Raw genomic sequence first — 16,393 nt, forward strand, 5'->3', positions numbered from 1 at the left:
TAGCTACCCAGGTGCAGGATGAAGGAAAGGTTAATTTATGCCTTGTGAACGGCTTTTCTGGCTGCTTTTAGCCAACCATCTACCGTTTTCTGATGTGTTTTGATCCAGTTTTCAGCCTGGCGTTCAATATCAGCTTCTGAAATTTTAGTGTTATGCATGAACTGATTTTGAGCACTGATATCAGCAATAGGTAAGGTCATAACAGCAAAAAGTTTCGCCGCAGCAGGATTCTTTTCTGCCCACGCTTTGTTCGCCACGATATGCATGGAACTGGGGGGGAAGCCATAGTTACGGCCACTAGGCAACTGAGTACTGATGGTTTCTCCCTCACCGGTAGCAGAGAAGGGGACTTGAAGCCAGACGACATCTTTTCCAGGTTTCAGTACATCACTCACCCAGTAAGGTGTCCAGGTATAATAAAGGATAGGTTTACCTGCCCGATAACGGGCAATAGTGTCAGCCATCATAGCCGCATAATTGCCTTGGTTTTGTTCCACGGTATTTTTCAATCCATAAGCAATTAAGTGATGATTGATCGCTCTTTCACACCCCCATCCAGGGTTACAGCCTGTCAAATCTGCTTTTCCATCCCCATTACTATCAAACAGTTTGGCAAGTTTAGGATCTTTTAATTGAGCGATATTGGTGATGTGATATTTTTCTGCGGTTTTTTTATCAATAAGATACCCTTGAGCCGCATTTACAACATAACTTCCCTTGCGATAGAAGATGTTATCTCCTCCGGCAGCTTTGTATGGGGCATCATGGAGCGGCACCCAATTGACGGCCATAAATGTAGCATCACCAGAAGCAATGGAGGTGTAAGCGACGTTATAATCAACTTCTTTGATAGGTTTGACATCATAGCCGAGTTTTTCTAAGGCCTTGCAGACAATCAATGTCTGAAATGTTTCTTCACTGATTGTACTTTGTAGCGGTTGTACACTGATACCTTTGCCGGGAAGATCAGTGGCAGATGCTATTGAGGATAATGAGAGACTCATGAATATCATGAGAAGCGCGGCAAAAATTCTCCCCTTATTCATGATCTCTTTGCATAAGGTGATTATGCGCATGGTGACTTCCTCCTTTTGTTGCCAGGTCGGATATTGCTTTGGGTGTATTATTTTGATGGGCAGGGTTTTGATGAGCGTTTTTTTTCTTAATTGAGCGGATTGAGAGAAAAAGCAGGCGCAGTAATCCTATTGGCCCAGAGTGATACCAGCGCCCTCCTCTGGTTCGATGGTCTTTACCCAAGGATTGAGTCAAGCGATCAAGGATAATGGCAAGAATAACAATTCCGGTGCCGCCAACGGCTGCCAATCCTATATCAAGACGGCCAATACCGCGTAATACCATCAGCCCCAAGCCGCCAACCGCAATCATGGAAGCAATAACGACCATAGAAAGCGCTAACATCAATGTTTGATTCACCCCTGCCATAATTGTAGGCATCGCCAACGGCAGTTGAACTTTAAACAGCATCTGCCGTGGGCTTGCCCCAAACGATCTGGCGGCCTCAATTAAATCTGATGGAACTTGTTTTATTCCCAAAATTGTCAGGCGAATAATGGGAGGTAACGCAAAAATGATGGTAACGATGACACCGGGGACGTTACCTATGCCAAACAGCATTACGATGGGAACGAGATAAACGAAAGCAGGGGTGGTTTGCATGGCATCCAGTAAGGGGCGAACAATTTTGGCTAGCCGTTCATTGCGAGCCAATCCGATCCCAAGAGGAAGCCCAATGACAAGGCAGAACAGTAGGGCGGTTAGCACCAGAGCCATGGTTATCATCGCTTCTGACCATGCCCCAATTGCACCAATCATGATCAGCGAAATTAAAGAAATAATGCCTATTCCTGCACCAGCAACTTGCCAGGCCAGTAGAGCAAAAAACAAAATGGTGATGGGAGGAGGCAATGTTGTCAGGAACTGTTCAAAACCACTGAGGACAAAATCGACTGGAACGCGGATGACTTGAAAAACAGGCCGGAAGTGTACGACAACCCAATCGATGATATTGGTCACCCATGAGTCAAACGGAATTAGCTTATGTTGAAAAGGTGACATAAAACTAAAGTGTTCTGGAGGAACATGGGTTGCAGACGTACTCAGCCAGTCGTGGTTTGATGAAGGAGCAACGGTGCCACTGTCCATCCAAGGATCACTGCTGTTGGAGGGTTCAGTGACTGTCTGTGGGGAGTTATTGTCCATTGGGAGCCTCCTTATCTAAGGCCTGTAGCAATATTCCTTTGGAAATGACACCTAAATAACGACTATTGTCATCTATGACAGGAACGGCACAGGGAGATTGCGCGACAGTGGATATCAATTCGTTCAGCGGAATATCTGCCGAAACGGCAGTTGGTTTTTCCAAGATGGCATGCTCAATGGATTTCTTTTCTGCCAATGCTTGTTGCAAGGAATTGACAGATACTACGCCAATAAACTTCTGACCTTTTTCGATTAAATAGCCATAATTTCTGTCTTCATTATCCAGCACTTTCAATGCAGAGCGGGGGCCAAAACCTGTCGCGGCATGAAGCAATGTTTCTGGCCGGCGGCGGGCAATATCTTTGGCTGAGAAGACATGTCCAACATCCACACCACGAAAGAATGTTTTGACATAATCATTAGCGGGGGTGTTCATAATTTCATCAGGCGTGCCGACCTGAACGACAATCCCATCCTGCATGATGGCTATGCGATCACCGACACGCATTGCTTCATCCAAATCGTGGGAAATAAAAACAACAGTACGTTGATGCTCCCCTTGCAAGCGCAGTAACTCATCTTGCATTTCGGCACGGATTAAAGGATCGAGAGCCGAGAAGGCTTCATCCATTAACAAAATATCGGGATTGTTAGCTAAAGCTCTGGCTAACCCAATACGTTGCTGCATACCACCGGAAAGTTCATTGGGATAGGATAGAGCGTAGCTTTCGAGATTGACTTGTTGTAGCGTTTCAAGTGCTTTTTGATGGCGCTCTTCTTTGGGAACGCCGGCAAGCTCCATACCGAACGCCGTATTCTCCAAAATGTTCAAATGCGGCATCAGAGCAAAAGACTGGAAGACCATGCTGATCTTGCTGCGGCGAACATTCCTTAGCTGAGTTTCTGTGATGGTGGAAATATCTTCGCCATCAATAAGTACATGGCCTTTGGTAGGCTCTATCAGACGATTGAGAAGACGTACTAATGTGGATTTACCTGAACCAGATAATCCCATGATCACAAATATTTCGCCTTCTTCAATGGCCAGATTGACATCTTGAACACCGACGGTGAGACCTGTTTTTTCAAGTATTTGTTCTTTGCTGAGACCAGATGCTAATAACTTAAATGCTGGCTCAGGATTATTACCAAATATTTTATAGAGATTCTTAACTTCAAGTTTAACAGTCATGGAATAATATTTTCCTGTTGTTGATGATATATTGCGTTCAATTACTCCGCTGATATTTTACCAACATATACCCTAACATATTAAAATGCACTGGCAACCCTTTATTTAGCATTATTAATAAAAAATTATATTTTACCATGACATAATATTGGGATGCTGAGGTGAATTTTTGAATATTAATTTAATGAAATTCAATTGTGTAAATAGTTTTTTCAGAAAACAAAAAAGTCATCATTATGGGTTAATTTACTTGGGGGTATTGCATTGATTATAATGGTTTTTATGCTTTCTTTAAGTATGTAATGGCGAATATTCTAATCATGGGAAAACCCATGAAAAATTGATATGTTTAAATTAACATCATAATATATTTTTTTTATGAGTGAGTGTAATTCAATTTTTAAGACTTAAAATGGAGTTTTTCGATATGTAAATAATGCTATAACAATAGCATATGTCATTTGTATTTATTGTTTTTTATAATTGATTAACTACATAGTGTGGAATTAAAATCCAGTGCTCGATATTTGTTTTATATATTTTCTATGTTTTGAATATTTTCAGAACATTTTTTAATGCGTTTTTATATTAAACAACGTGTTAATAGATATGGAATTTAATATCTACTCATTGATGAAATAACAAATTGAAATTCATTGTGTTTGATTCGCCATTTCACCACGCCAGGAATAGAAAATTATCAATATTATGAAAAGAATCAGAGGGTTGAATGACAGTAAAATGATCTTCACACAGTTTGTGAGTGAACGTTGTTAATACTTGGATATAACTGGCTTTTTCTCACCATTGAGTTGATTGGCAACAGTGTAGTGTATCTCTTTTAGGTGAATTAGTTCTCGATTGTGGTTTTCTAACTTGGAATCGACCAATGGCATACCGTTATGTTTGCCATAAATGATAACACTTCTAGTAAAATTTCTGGATGCTATATTATTTAATGATAATAAAAATTAACATATTTATATAATATTGAGATAATTTAATTATGAAAATTATATTGTATATAGTGTTTTGTTTGATTTTTTTATCTATATGTAGTGTTTTAATATTTTTTAAATGGGTGACATTAAAAATAAAATGTCATAACTTATTGGCAGAGCCATAATTTTAATTGTCAGAGGGTGCGATGATTTCTTTATCAAATTGTCAGATGTGTAACCGAATTCATCATTGCAAATTGATGAATGAGAGATTTAGGCTAGTACTGAAATTTTTAATAATAAATTAAATGGAGGTAGTTTATGTATCATCATTACCAGAATACTCCAGAAGGATTTCCTAAGCCTTATGTACATATCACTGCGGACGATGAAGGAGTAACTAGTATCTATTTCGTCAATGAAAAGAAAGAATTAGAATCGAAGAGTGTGATAACCAAGCAGTGCGCGAAAGAGTTGCAGGAATATTTTAAAGGGAAACGACTAACGTTTACTGTTCCTTTAAGTATGCAGGGAACTGAATTCCAACAACGTGTTTGGCAGCAACTTTGTAAAATTCCTTATGGCGAAATGTGGAGTTATAAACAATTGGCACTCACGTTGGGATCGGTAAATTATTGTCGTGCAGTCGGTATGGCAAATTCACGCAACCCTATTTCATTAATTGTGCCTTGCCATCGCGTGATTGGACATGATGGTAAATTGGTTGGCTATACCGGTGGGCTGGACATCAAAAGGTGGTTACTTGATCATGAAAAGAATAGAAAGGTGAAAAGTAAACAGAATTAAAATAAAACGCTAATTTATTTGTGAAATCACCATTGGCGTATAAAATCAATCAATGTAATTAAACAAAAAGTGTGTTTTTTTACATTCGGTTATATGTTTCGTGATCTATGTTGCAGACAGTGGACTATATTATTTGCTGTACTGTACGTGACACAGAGTTCGTGTCTTTTTTATTAAAGGTAAGTTTTAATGTCAAAAATTAAAGGTAACGTTAAGTGGTTTAATGAATCCAAAGGATTTGGTTTTATCACTCCAGAAGATGGTAGTAAAGATGTTTTTGTACACTTTTCCGCCATTCAGTCTAGCGGATTCAAGACTCTGGCTGAAGGCCAAAAAGTAGAGTTTGAAATTACTGAGGGTGCGAAAGGTCCATCTGCTGCAAACGTTGTCGCAATCTAATTTCGAATCCCGTATTCTGAAAACCCGTTTTGATAACGGGTTTTTTTATCTTATTAAATTTTAGACAGTTATAAGATCTTTGTTTATGACCGCAAAAGCAAGTGCTGTCATCAACAATGAACCGGTCACATTCGCTAAAATGCTGAGCAGTGCCAAACCTATTTTTCCTGCTTGCAATAGACAAACCACCTCAGCAGAAAAGGTGGAAAAGGTCGTTAGCCCACCGCAAAACCCTGTCGTTAGCATAAGTTTCCAAATCGGATCGAGATGTGTGGCTTTGTTAAAATAGGCCAAACCCAATCCAATGATAAATGCGCCAACACAATTAGCCGTCAGCGTACCAACGGCAATCGGGGAAGAAGGAGTGTTCAAGCGGATGCTGATGAGCCAACGTAGTACACTACCCAGGCCACCACCAATAAATACAGCAAATATAATATTCATCATGATGGTGGCTACAGATTATTTGACTTCTATGCCTTTGGCCTGCAAGTCAGCATGGTAAGAAGAGCGAACAAACGGGCCACAGGCAGCATGGGTAAAGCCCATTGCTAACGCGGCTTCTTTCATTTCATCGAATTCAGCAGGGCTGACATAACGCTGCACTGGCAGGTGATGGCGGCTCGGTTGTAAATATTGTCCCAATGTCAGCATGGTGACACCGTGGCTACGCAAATCACGCATGACTTCTAAAATTTCTTCGTTGGTTTCGCCTAATCCCACCATTAAGCCTGATTTAGTCGGGATTTCTGGATGTGCTTCTTTGAATTTTTCCAGCAATTTCAATGACCAGTCATAGTTAGCACCGGGACGAACCTGACGATAAACCCGTGGCACGTTTTCCAAATTGTGGTTGAACACATCAGGGGGAGTTGCTGTCAGAATTTCCAGCGCACGATCCATACGACCGCGGAAATCTGGTACTAAAGTTTCAATCCTAATTGATGGACTTTTTTCACGAATAGCCGTGATACAGTCAGCAAAATGTTGTGCACCACCATCACGCAAATCGTCACGGTCAACAGATGTAATAACGACATAGCGCAGCCCCATATCCTGGATAGTCTGTGCGAGCTTGATAGGTTCATTGGCATCAGGTGCATTTGGGCGACCATGGGCTACGTCACAGAATGGGCAGCGACGAGTACAGATGGCGCCAAGGATCATAAAAGTGGCGGTTCCGTGGTTAAAACACTCAGCGAGGTTAGGGCAGGAAGCTTCTTCACAGACAGAATGCAACCCATTTTTGCGCATTGCCGCTTTGATACCCTGAATGCGGCTGGAATCCGCAGGAAGTTTGATTTTCATCCACTCAGGTTTACGCAAGAGTGCTTCACGTTCTGTGGCGATTGTTTTCACAGGGATCAAAGCCATCTTGTCTGCGTCGCGGTATTTGACACCACGTTCCATCTGAATTGGTTTACTCATAATCGTGCTGGTTCCAGTTATATTCTTCAGATTTTGACTTACTGCCTGATGGTGATGAGAAAAATATCGAGGCAAATAAATCCATTCAAATTTTTTTGAAAAATGTTAAAAAATTATATCATCTTTCGTCGATGAGTTGGAATCCCAAGATCTGACAGAATTTTTCCACCAGAATGGGTTGTACATCTTCAACGGTCACTCCGGTGACGAAGTCACTGAGTTGGATCATTTGCATTCCTGCATAACCACAAGGATTTATGCGTAAAAATGGTTGCAAGTCCATTGCAATATTCAGTGCCAGACCATGGAAAGAGCATCCTTTTCGAATACGTAACCCAAGGGAACATATTTTGTTACCTGCGACATAAACTCCGGGAGCATCAGGGCGGGCAGATGATCCCACACCAAAATGGGCTAACGTTTCGATTACGGTATTTTCGATTGAGGTTACCAATTGACGCACCCCAATTTTTGACCGTTTCAAGTCAATCAAAACATACATGACCTGCTGTCCGGGGCCATGATAAGTGATCTGTCCCCCCCTGTCTGATTGGACGACAGGGATATCACCAGGTGCAAGTATATGTTCAGCTTTGCCGGCCTGACCTTGCGTAAATACTTTTTCGTGTTGGACAAGCCAGATTTCATCAGGTGTTTCCGCTGTACGTTGCTCGGTGAACTGGTGCATGGCATCAGAAACCGGCTCGTAGGGCTGAATGCCTAACTGGCGTAAAATAACGGTGTTATGTTGCAATGGAAATTTCATCATTCATTAACAAAAAGTGCCCGCCAGTATAACGCTGTAAGATGATTCCCACCAGTTTGAGAATGCCTTAATACAATAATATTGTTAATTAGACGAATATATTTTTATTTTATATTATCATAGTTATATGTTTTGACGATTTCCCCTTTAATCCCCTTTTGAGCTAACAAATGGTCAAAAAAAACCAATTTCTGATTGTTGGGCATCTTTGTAGTTTTCTGGTGCTCCTTTATAGCCTCTCAATGCTGCTACCGACTTTTGTGGCTCTGTTTTATAAAGAAAAAAGTGCTTTTGCTTTTTTTGAGACATTTGTCATTGGCTTGGTTACAGGTGGAATAGGCTGGTATTTTACCCGTAAAATCAAGGCGCAGCCGAGTACGCAAGATGGATTTCTTATCATTGTACTTTTTTGGTTGTTGTTCTCATTGCTTAGTGCGTTGCCTTTTGTGCTTGACAAAAGTTTAAACATTAATCTAGTGGATGCAATGTTTGAAGGAATATCTGGCATTACAACCACCGGAGCTACAGTATTGAATGATGTTTCATCCCTGCCTAAGTCCGTGCTCTATTATCGCGCTCAGCTTAATTTTATTGGTGGCTTGGGTGTCATCGTCCTTGCCGTTGCCATCTTGCCTTTATTGGGCATTGGTGGCGCTAAACTGTATCAATCAGAAATGCCTGGTCCTTTCAAAGAAGAGCGGTTGACTCCACGGCTTGCGGACAGTGCCAAGAGCTTGTGGGTAGTCTATTTGTTACTGGGTGGACTCTGTTCGGCCAGTTTCTGGGGGGCAGGAATGTCGTGGTTTGATGCTATCTGTCATGGTATTTCAACGGTTTCTTTGGGGGGATTTTCTACCCGCAATGAGAGTCTTGGCTATTACGACAGCGCAGCCATTGAAATGGTGGGAGGCATTTTTTCAGTTCTGTCAGCAGTCAATTTTACGCTCTATTTTGTTGCCCTGACGCGCAGGAGCTTAAAACCGTTGCTAAAAAATGCTGAATTACAATTTTTCTTACTGGTACTGGCGGCGATAGTTGTCATTATCTGGTTAGAATTATACCGTTCAGGCATGTATGGCGTAACAGAAGCCTTTGTTCACGGTTTTTTCATGACCAGCTCCATGATGACGGATAATGGCTTGGCGACTTCTGATTACGCTCAATGGCCTCCCCATACAATATTACTATTGCTGGCAGTGAGTTTTTTTGGTGGCTGTGTGGGCTCAACGTGCGGAGGTATTAAAGCCCTCCGTTTTATGATCCTGGCAAAACAGAGTGTGAGTGAGGTTAACCAGCTCATTCATCCAAATGCCATCTCGACGATTAAAATTGGCAAATCTGTAGTTCAGGAAAGAGTTCTGCGCTCTGTCTGGGGGTTCTTTTTCCTCTATGTTTTTTTTAGTTGTTTCTTTATCTGGGCATTGAATTTGCTTGGTTATGATTTGATAACTTCATTTGCCACTGTTGCTGCTTGTATTAATAACATGGGGATAGGATATGGCGCGACGGTGCAAGGCTTCGGTGATCTTGATCCTATAGCGAAATGGATGATGTGTGCAGCTATGTTGTTGGGAAGGCTGGAAATTTACCCAATACTGATTTTATGTTCAAAAGCGTTTTGGCGTTTTTGAGTGATAATTTCTCCCATTTATCATTTTTTAGGTTTCTGTTTTGCAAATATTGACGGTCGTTTCGGAATATCCTTAATGGTTAATAGAAATAATTATCATTATTATATTGATTTGAATTACTACCTGATCTAAGTTGTATAATATTTTATCAATCAAGGGGATAACAAACCTGTTTGTTAATATAATATTATGTCTTCAACTTACTCTATTTTTAACTTGTTCTTGAAAGAACGTATTACGATATCACCCTCTATTCTGCGTTGTGTTTTCGAAGGTTCTGAAGTGCATAAAATGCGGCAGCATGCACCTGATCAACGAATTAAGCTATTATTCCCTCAGGCAAGTAATCCTTCATTACAGATAAAAGAGGGAAAAGACTGGTACAGTAACTACATGTCTATCCCTAAAGAAGAACGTCCTGTAATGAGAACATACACATTAAGGGCGCTACGCATCGAAGATAATGAGATGGATGTAGAGTTTGTCTTACATGGTAAAAATACGCCGGTATCCAATTGGTTGAAGCAGGCTAATCCAGGCGCTCCTTTACAGATTGTCGCCCCGAAAGTTGATTCCAATGCTGGCTCAATAAATGGGGCAGATGGCTGCGAGTGGAAGCCGCCGGCACAGGTTCGTCAGGTGTTGTTGATTGCGGATGAGACGGCTTTACCTGCGGCATTGGGGATACTTGAGGAACTATCACTAAATGAGAATCCACCTGATGTACAGGCATTTTTTGAAGTTCCCAAGTCAGAGGATTGCATTAATATAGCGCAATATAAATTCGCCGATGTATTTTGGTTGCCTCGTGAGGTTAAAGGAGGGTATAGATATGGCGAACGTCTGCTGGAGGCAGTACGTGAACACATTATCCTGCCGACATCAGCGCTGATTGAAGAACAGCCCTTGACTGAAACTGTTGCACCAGATGGCACAATATGGGAAAAGGCTGAAAATGGAGATCAGGCTAACCATTTTTATGGTTGGGTTGCAGCGGAATCCTCTGTTGTAAAAAATCTACGCCGCTATTTGCTGCAAGAATGTCATTTGGATCGGACATTAATTAATTTTATGGCGTATTGGGCTAAGTCTCCGAAAGATAATCATTCCTGAATCATTTTGAAAGTCAATGTGTATACTGCTGTCTGCCCGACAGCAGTATATCGGTTTGGCTGCATTGGTTTGAGTGCGAATGTGAGTTTCTTTTTCACAAACCTAGAAGCAGGAATGATTACAGCACAACGCGTACCAATTCCAAATTGCCTAACTCTTCATACAGCGTTTCCACTTGCTCAATATGTGTTGCATTGATGGTAATGGACACGGAATGGTAGTTGCCCTTGCTGCTGGGTTTCACGACAGGGGAGTAATCGCCCGGTGCATGGCGTTGAACCACTTCAATAACCTGATCCACCAGCTCAGCTTGAGCCAAACCCATCACTTTGTAGGTGAATGAGCAGGGGAACTCAAGCAGTTCATTTAATTTTGTTTTCATGGGCGCTCCTAAAATATATTTGCCACGGCATAGAGGTTGATTTGCCGTGGCGTGCTAATTTTTAACGATATCTGATTTAATATAGGCTCAATATCTGGCTTTCAAGAGATCAGCCAAACCAGTGATGAAACATCAGTCGGATGTAGTCAATCATGCGGCTGAAGAAGCCCCCTTCTTTTACTTCCTGCATCACAACTAGTGGACGTTGTTCAATGGTTTTACCATCAAGCTGGAAGTTGATAGTTCCAACAACTTGATTTTTAGCAAGCGGTGCATGCAGTTCGGTATTGTCCAATACATAGCTGGCTTTCAGATCTTTCAAACGGCCACGGGGAATAGTCAGGTAAACATTTTTGTCAACACCCAGTTGGACTTTATCAGTATCACCAAACCAAATTGGCTCTGACGCAAATTCTTTACCAACTTGCAGTGGTGAAACCGTTTCGAAGAAACGAAAACCCCAGGTCAGTAATTTTTTGCTGTCGGTTTCACGCCCTTTGGAGGTTGGGCTGCCCATCACCGCAGAAATCAGGCGCATATTGCCTTCGGTAGCAGAAGCAACAAGGTTATATCCTGCGCCGCTGGTATGGCCTGTTTTGATGCCATCGACACTCAGGCTCTTATCCCATAGCAAACCATTACGATTAGGCTGATGAATGTTATTGTAAGTAAAGTCTTTTTCTTTGTAGATAGCGTATTCATCTGGCACATCGCGGATGAGTGCCTGGCCAATCAAAGCCATATCATGGGCAGAGCTGTATTGACCGTTGGCATCCAAACCATGAACAGTTTGAAAATGGGTGTTTTTCAACCCCAAATTTTGCACATATTGATTCATCAAACTGACAAATGCATCTTGGCTGCCTGCCACATAATCAGCCATAGCAACACATGCATCATTGCCAGATTGCAAGTTGATACCGCGGGAAAGCATAGCGACAGAAACTTGATCACCCGGTTTTAAAAACATCAAAGATGAACCTTTAAATACCGGATTACCCGTTGCCCAGGCATCTTTACCTACAGTAACGATATCTTCCGGTTTGATTTTTCCTGATTTGATGGCCTGACCAATAACGTAGCTGGTCATCATTTTGGTCAGACTTGCGGGATCGCGGCGGATATCTGCATTCTTTTCGGCTAATACCTTTCCTGAGTTGTAATCAATCAGAATATAGGCTTCTGAATCCAGTTCTGGTACACCAGGGATCATGGTTTTGAAATTATCATCCGCGTAGGCAGATGCGGAAACGCTGGCAGCCAGAACAATGCCTAACGTGGCTCTTTTAATAAAACGGGAAGTAACTATGTATTTCATGATTGATTAGATAACATCCGTGAGAGAGGGATTGATAATAAGTGACATAATAACAAATGAAAAAAAAGCTGACATTAAACAAAATTGAGTACAGCAGATTTATCTGCCTGCTGACAGGAAAATATCAGCAGGTGGTGATGCTATTTATCTCGCGTTATCGTGATTGTGGCGCATGGATCAGGGAGCAACAATAAACGAGGATTGATGCATCTGATCTGTCAATTTTTTTTGTAATTCCATAGCGTGCTGGCGGCTATTGAATGGCCCCAGTTGGACGCGATAGACGTTACCAAATTGGATAATACGCCCTTGAACATTAAAGCGCTGGCTCAATGATTGTTGCCATTCTTTGGCCTTTTGTTCAGCACTGATTGCGCCTACTTGCACCATGTAACCGTTTGTTGGTTCAGGAGCAGGTAATGTAGTGGAAGATGGCGTGACAGGCTGGTTCGTTGTATTTTCAGCCGCTGACTGCTTCACTGTATCTTCGTCAACAGAGTTGCTCATTACAGCAGGAGGCGCTGATGATTGAGATTGAGAAATAAGATTAGGTCTTTCAGGTAAGGCAAAGCTTTTTTTAACAATCGTTGCTCCTTCGGTTCCCAAACCGGAAAGTGAACCATCAGGTGAAACGAGAATGCCATCCAATTTCACTTTGCTTTGTGGCATCAAATTGAGCCGCTCTGCTACTGCATGAGATAATTCAATGATTTTTCCAGGTTTATTGTAAGGGCCTCGATCATTGACCCTGACAATCATCATGCGTCCATTGCTTAAGTTGGTGACACGAACATAACTTGGAATAGGGAGTGTCGGGTGTGCTGCCGCTAAAGCATAGGGACTCGCCCGTTCACCAATTGCTGTCAGTTTTCCATTGGATTCTTCACCGAACCAACTGGCATAGCCTGTCTGAGTAAAGTGAGCAGGATCTTGCACGATGTGATAGGTTTGCCCGTCCCGCTGATAATCTCGATTGGCACTTGGATGGTAAGGCTCATATTGAGGCTCAGCGCCCAGAACATCACGAGTCGGAACAGGGGGAAGAGAAGATGTCCGATTGTTATCGGTTATGGTACAACCTGATATTAGTACAGCTACGATGCTAAGTATAAGCCATTGTTGACGCATGAAACTTCTTCCTCATAAGCTTTTGGACAATAATTTACGATGCGTATGTATCGACATGATAATGCCGAACCCCGCCATTAAGACAATTAATGCTGATCCCCCATAACTAATCAACGGCAGGGGAACACCGACTACCGGCAGGATACCGCTTACCATGCCGATATTGACAAAAATATAGACAAAGAAAATCAGTACTAACCCTCCGACCATGACTCGGCCAAATGTGTTCTGCGCTTTGGTGGCAATAAACAATCCACGCATAATAACCAGCAAGTAGAGAACGAGCAAAACCAGGACGCCAATTAATCCCAGCTCTTCCGACAGAACGGCGAAAATAAAGTCGGTATGTCGCTCCGGCAGGAATTCCAACTGTGATTGAGTGCCTTGTAACCAGCCTTTTCCAAACATTCCTCCTGAGCCAATAGCAATTTTGGACTGAATGATATGGTAGCCTTTACCCAATGGATCACTTTCTGGGTCTAATAGCATCATAACGCGGGCGCGTTGGTAATCATGCATCAGGAAGAACCACAAGATTGGGATGAAACAGGCAAGCAGTAAAACGGCAATGCCAATGAGTTTCCAATTCATTCCCGCCAGAAATAGGATGAATATCCCAGAAGAGGCAATCAGGATAGAGGTGCCTAAATCGGGTTGTGCTGCTACCAGTAGAGTAGGGACAAAGATCAAAACTAGCGCAATGCCCGTATTTTTCAGCGAAGGTGGGCAGAGATCTCGGTTCATAAAACGAGCCACCATCAAAGGTACCGCGATTTTGGCAATTTCTGACGGCTGGAAACGTACAATGCCCAGATCCAGCCAGCGCTGCGCTCCTTTACTAATCTGCCCAAAAACATCAACGAAGATGAGCAAAACCACACAGACAATATAGAGATAAGGCGCCCAATTTTCGTACATGCGTGGAGGAACCTGAGCCAAGACAAGCATCATAATCAACCCCATGATGACCTGTCCTATCTTTCGTTCCATCATATCAATGTCTTGCCCACTGGCGCTCCACATAATGAAAAGGCTGTAGACCAGTAATGCCAGAACGCATAGCAGTAATGGAATATCGATATGTAGTCGGGTCCAGAAAGGAACCTTGTTTGATGAGTCTGTCATGGTGTTACTCAATTAATTAGTTTCTGTTCTGGGTAGCTTGATTGACTCCTGTTTCAGCAGAGGAGCTGGCAGGAGAGGCGTTTTTGTTGTCCCTGAGTAAAATATGATCCAGAATTTGACGAACAATAGTGCCAACAGGCGGCCCAGATCCCCCATTTTCAAGAATGATGGAAACGGCAACCGTCGGGTTGTCATAAGGCGCAAAAGCAATCATTAGCTTATGGTCACGTAAATGTTCAGCAAGTTTACTCGCATTGTAGGTTTCATAACTGAAAACCTGAGCAGTACCTGATTTAACGGCCGCTTTATATGGTGTACCGGCAAAAGCTCTGCGCGCTGTGCCATTTGGAGCATTGGCAACACCATACATACCATCTTTAGCAATTTCCCAATACCCAGAATGAATATCCCCAATAGGTTCGCTGACTGGGGGCAGGTAGGGTTGCATTTCGCCATTAACGCGAGTATTCATCAAGAAATGGGGTGTTTTCACTACGCCATCGTTAATTAAAGTCATTAAGGCTTTTACCATCTGCATAGGGGTTGCAGTCCAGTATCCTTGACCGATACCAACGGAAATCGTATCGCCTTGATACCACGGTTTTTTATAGCGTTTGAGTTTCCATTCACGGGTAGGCATATTGCCGGGATTTTCTTCTTTCAGATCGATACCAGTGAATTGACCATAGCCGAATTTTGTCATCCATTCTGACAGTTTATCGATACCCATATCATAGGCGACTTGATAGAAAAAAGTATCTGCCGATTCAACAATCGATTTATGCACATTCAGCTTGCCATGTCCCCAGCGTTTCCAATCACGGTAACGCTTTTCTGAGCCTGGCAGTTGCCACCAGCCAGGATCATTGATTGTGGTGTTTTTTGTAATGACATCACTACTAAGGGCTGCAACGGCAATAAAAGGCTTCACCGTTGATGCTGGTGGATAAGCACCTTGTGTGGCTCGGTTAATTAAGGGGCGATTGGGGTCATTGAGCAGAGATTTATAATCCTGGCTCGAAATACCGTAGACAAACAGATTCGGATCATAGCTTGGGTTGGACACCATAGCCAAAACCTCTCCCGTACGAGGATCGGTAACAACAACACCTGCGCGGCTGGTCGTCAGTATCTCTTCAATATAGGTTTGTAGCTCTAAGTCGATTGACAGGTAAATATCTTTACCAGCCTGTGGTGGTTGTTCATGTAGCTGGCGGATCACTTTACCGCGGTTGTTGACTTCGACTTCTTCATAACCTGGTTTGCCATGCAGGACAGATTCGTAATAACGTTCAATACCCAGTTTTCCGATATCGTGGGTTGCAGCATAATCCGCAAAAATGCCTTCTTTTTCTAATCGTTCTACATCTTTATCGTTGATTTTAGCAACGTAGCCGATCACATGGGTGAGTGCGGAGCCGTAAGGGTAATAGCGACGTTGGTAGCCTTTGATCTCCAGTCCCGTAAAACGATATTGACTAACGGAGAACCGAGCAACCTGAACTGGGGTTAATGATGTTTTTAGAGGAATAGAGGTAAAACGGCGTGCGCGTTGACGCTCTTTTTTGAAGGTTTCAATATCTTCATCAGTCAGCCCGACGACAGAGCGCAGCTCATTTAATGTTTTATCAAGATCAGCGACTTTTTGTGGCACGATTTCTAACTGATAAATAGTTCGGTTAGTTGCCAGCGGTGTACCATTACGGTCATAAATGATGCCCCTGCTTGGGGCTATGGGAACGAGTTTAATACGATTTCCATTCGATCGGGTCTGGTAATCTTCGTGGCGTGTAATCTGGAGATGATAAAGATTGGCAAATAGGATGCCTGTTAAAATAATAATGCCTATAAACGCCACGAATGCGCGGCGTATGAATAAGGCTGATTCAGCCGAATGATCGCGAAAAGGGGGTCGTTGATTCTTCATCCCATTGCCAGAATTC

General features: G+C 42.5%; 16 protein-coding genes. 5 read left to right on the forward strand and 11 right to left on the reverse strand.

Annotated features, from left to right (window positions below):
• Positions 1-35: 35 nt before the first annotated feature.
• Genes proX through proV form a run of 3 tightly spaced genes read right to left on the reverse strand, consistent with a single transcriptional unit; the run spans position 36 to position 3,412 of the window.
• Positions 36-1,004: a glycine betaine/L-proline ABC transporter substrate-binding protein ProX gene (gene proX, locus Xish_RS13385; protein ID WP_425274997.1), complete on the reverse strand. Its 969-nt coding sequence runs from the start codon at positions 1,002-1,004 to the stop codon at positions 36-38.
• Between the two features lie 34 nt (positions 1,005-1,038).
• Positions 1,039-2,220, reverse strand: coding sequence for a glycine betaine/L-proline ABC transporter permease ProW (gene proW, locus Xish_RS13390; RefSeq protein ID WP_099118263.1), 1,182 nt, complete (start codon positions 2,218-2,220; stop codon positions 1,039-1,041).
• Positions 2,210-3,412 carry a glycine betaine/L-proline ABC transporter ATP-binding protein ProV gene (proV, locus tag Xish_RS13395; protein WP_099118264.1) on the reverse strand — a complete coding sequence of 401 codons (1,203 nt, stop codon included), beginning with the start codon at positions 3,410-3,412 and terminating at the stop codon, positions 2,210-2,212. The genes proW and proV overlap by 11 nt, the downstream gene beginning before the upstream one ends.
• 1,262 nt (positions 3,413-4,674) lie before the next feature.
• On the opposite strand from proV, the gene Xish_RS13400 reads away from it, so the two are divergent.
• The gene (locus Xish_RS13400; protein WP_099118265.1) at positions 4,675-5,160 is read left to right on the forward strand and encodes a methylated-DNA--[protein]-cysteine S-methyltransferase; all 486 of its coding nucleotides are present in this window, start codon (positions 4,675-4,677) and stop codon (positions 5,158-5,160) included.
• Positions 5,161-5,349: 189 nt separating this feature from the next.
• On the forward strand, positions 5,350-5,559 hold the full coding sequence (gene cspE, locus Xish_RS13405; RefSeq protein WP_047769142.1) for a transcription antiterminator/RNA stability regulator CspE: 210 nt from the start codon (positions 5,350-5,352) through the stop codon (positions 5,557-5,559).
• A 60-nt stretch (positions 5,560-5,619) separates the two neighbouring features.
• Here the strand turns inward: cspE and crcB are convergent, their stop codons facing one another.
• From crcB to lipB, 3 genes are all read right to left on the reverse strand, one after another.
• Positions 5,620-6,006, reverse strand: a complete 387-nt coding sequence (crcB, locus tag Xish_RS13410) for a fluoride efflux transporter CrcB (RefSeq protein ID WP_099118266.1) — start codon at positions 6,004-6,006, stop codon at positions 5,620-5,622.
• A 15-nt stretch (positions 6,007-6,021) separates the two neighbouring features.
• Positions 6,022-6,987, reverse strand: coding sequence for a lipoyl synthase (gene lipA, locus Xish_RS13415; protein WP_099118267.1), 966 nt, complete (start codon positions 6,985-6,987; stop codon positions 6,022-6,024).
• A 118-nt stretch (positions 6,988-7,105) separates the two neighbouring features.
• Positions 7,106-7,753: a lipoyl(octanoyl) transferase LipB gene (gene lipB / locus Xish_RS13420; protein ID WP_425275032.1), complete on the reverse strand. Its 648-nt coding sequence runs from the start codon at positions 7,751-7,753 to the stop codon at positions 7,106-7,108.
• A gap of 170 nt (positions 7,754-7,923) precedes the next feature.
• Here lipB and Xish_RS13425 point away from each other — a divergent pair, with 170 nt between their 5' ends.
• Entirely contained in the window at positions 7,924-9,384 is a 1,461-nt protein-coding gene (locus tag Xish_RS13425) for a TrkH family potassium uptake protein (protein ID WP_099118268.1), read from the forward strand.
• A gap of 189 nt (positions 9,385-9,573) precedes the next feature.
• The gene (locus Xish_RS13430; RefSeq protein WP_099118269.1) at positions 9,574-10,497 is read left to right on the forward strand and encodes a siderophore-interacting protein; all 924 of its coding nucleotides are present in this window, start codon (positions 9,574-9,576) and stop codon (positions 10,495-10,497) included.
• 118 nt (positions 10,498-10,615) lie between these two features.
• Here the strand turns inward: Xish_RS13430 and ybeD are convergent, their stop codons facing one another.
• Positions 10,616-10,879, reverse strand: a complete 264-nt coding sequence (gene ybeD, locus Xish_RS13435; protein WP_099118270.1) for a DUF493 family protein YbeD — start codon at positions 10,877-10,879, stop codon at positions 10,616-10,618.
• A 109-nt stretch (positions 10,880-10,988) separates the two neighbouring features.
• Positions 10,989-12,197, reverse strand: a complete 1,209-nt coding sequence (gene dacA / locus Xish_RS13440; RefSeq protein WP_099118271.1) for a D-alanyl-D-alanine carboxypeptidase DacA — start codon at positions 12,195-12,197, stop codon at positions 10,989-10,991.
• Positions 12,198-12,253: 56 nt separating this feature from the next.
• On the opposite strand from dacA, the gene Xish_RS18675 reads away from it, so the two are divergent.
• A complete protein-coding gene (locus tag Xish_RS18675; RefSeq protein WP_167383269.1) occupies positions 12,254-12,391 on the forward strand; it encodes a hypothetical protein in 138 nt (45 codons plus the stop codon).
• Here the strand turns inward: Xish_RS18675 and rlpA are convergent.
• Genes rlpA through mrdA form a run of 3 tightly spaced genes read right to left on the reverse strand, consistent with a single transcriptional unit; the run spans position 12,375 to position 16,377 of the window.
• A complete protein-coding gene (gene rlpA / locus Xish_RS13445; RefSeq protein ID WP_099118272.1) occupies positions 12,375-13,325 on the reverse strand; it encodes an endolytic peptidoglycan transglycosylase RlpA in 951 nt (316 codons plus the stop codon). The two genes, Xish_RS18675 and rlpA, sit on opposite strands and share 17 nt — an antisense overlap.
• A 12-nt stretch (positions 13,326-13,337) precedes the next feature.
• Positions 13,338-14,450, reverse strand: coding sequence for a peptidoglycan glycosyltransferase MrdB (mrdB, locus tag Xish_RS13450; protein WP_099118273.1), 1,113 nt, complete (start codon positions 14,448-14,450; stop codon positions 13,338-13,340).
• 16 nt (positions 14,451-14,466) lie between these two features.
• Positions 14,467-16,377 (reverse strand): peptidoglycan DD-transpeptidase MrdA, encoded by a 1,911-nt coding sequence (mrdA, locus tag Xish_RS13455; protein ID WP_244186053.1) that lies wholly within the window; start codon positions 16,375-16,377, stop codon positions 14,467-14,469.
• Between the last annotated feature and the right edge of the window lie 16 nt (positions 16,378-16,393).

Origin of the sequence: Xenorhabdus ishibashii (assembly GCF_002632755.1) — a bacterium.
GTDB lineage: Bacteria > Pseudomonadota > Gammaproteobacteria > Enterobacterales > Enterobacteriaceae > Xenorhabdus > Xenorhabdus ishibashii.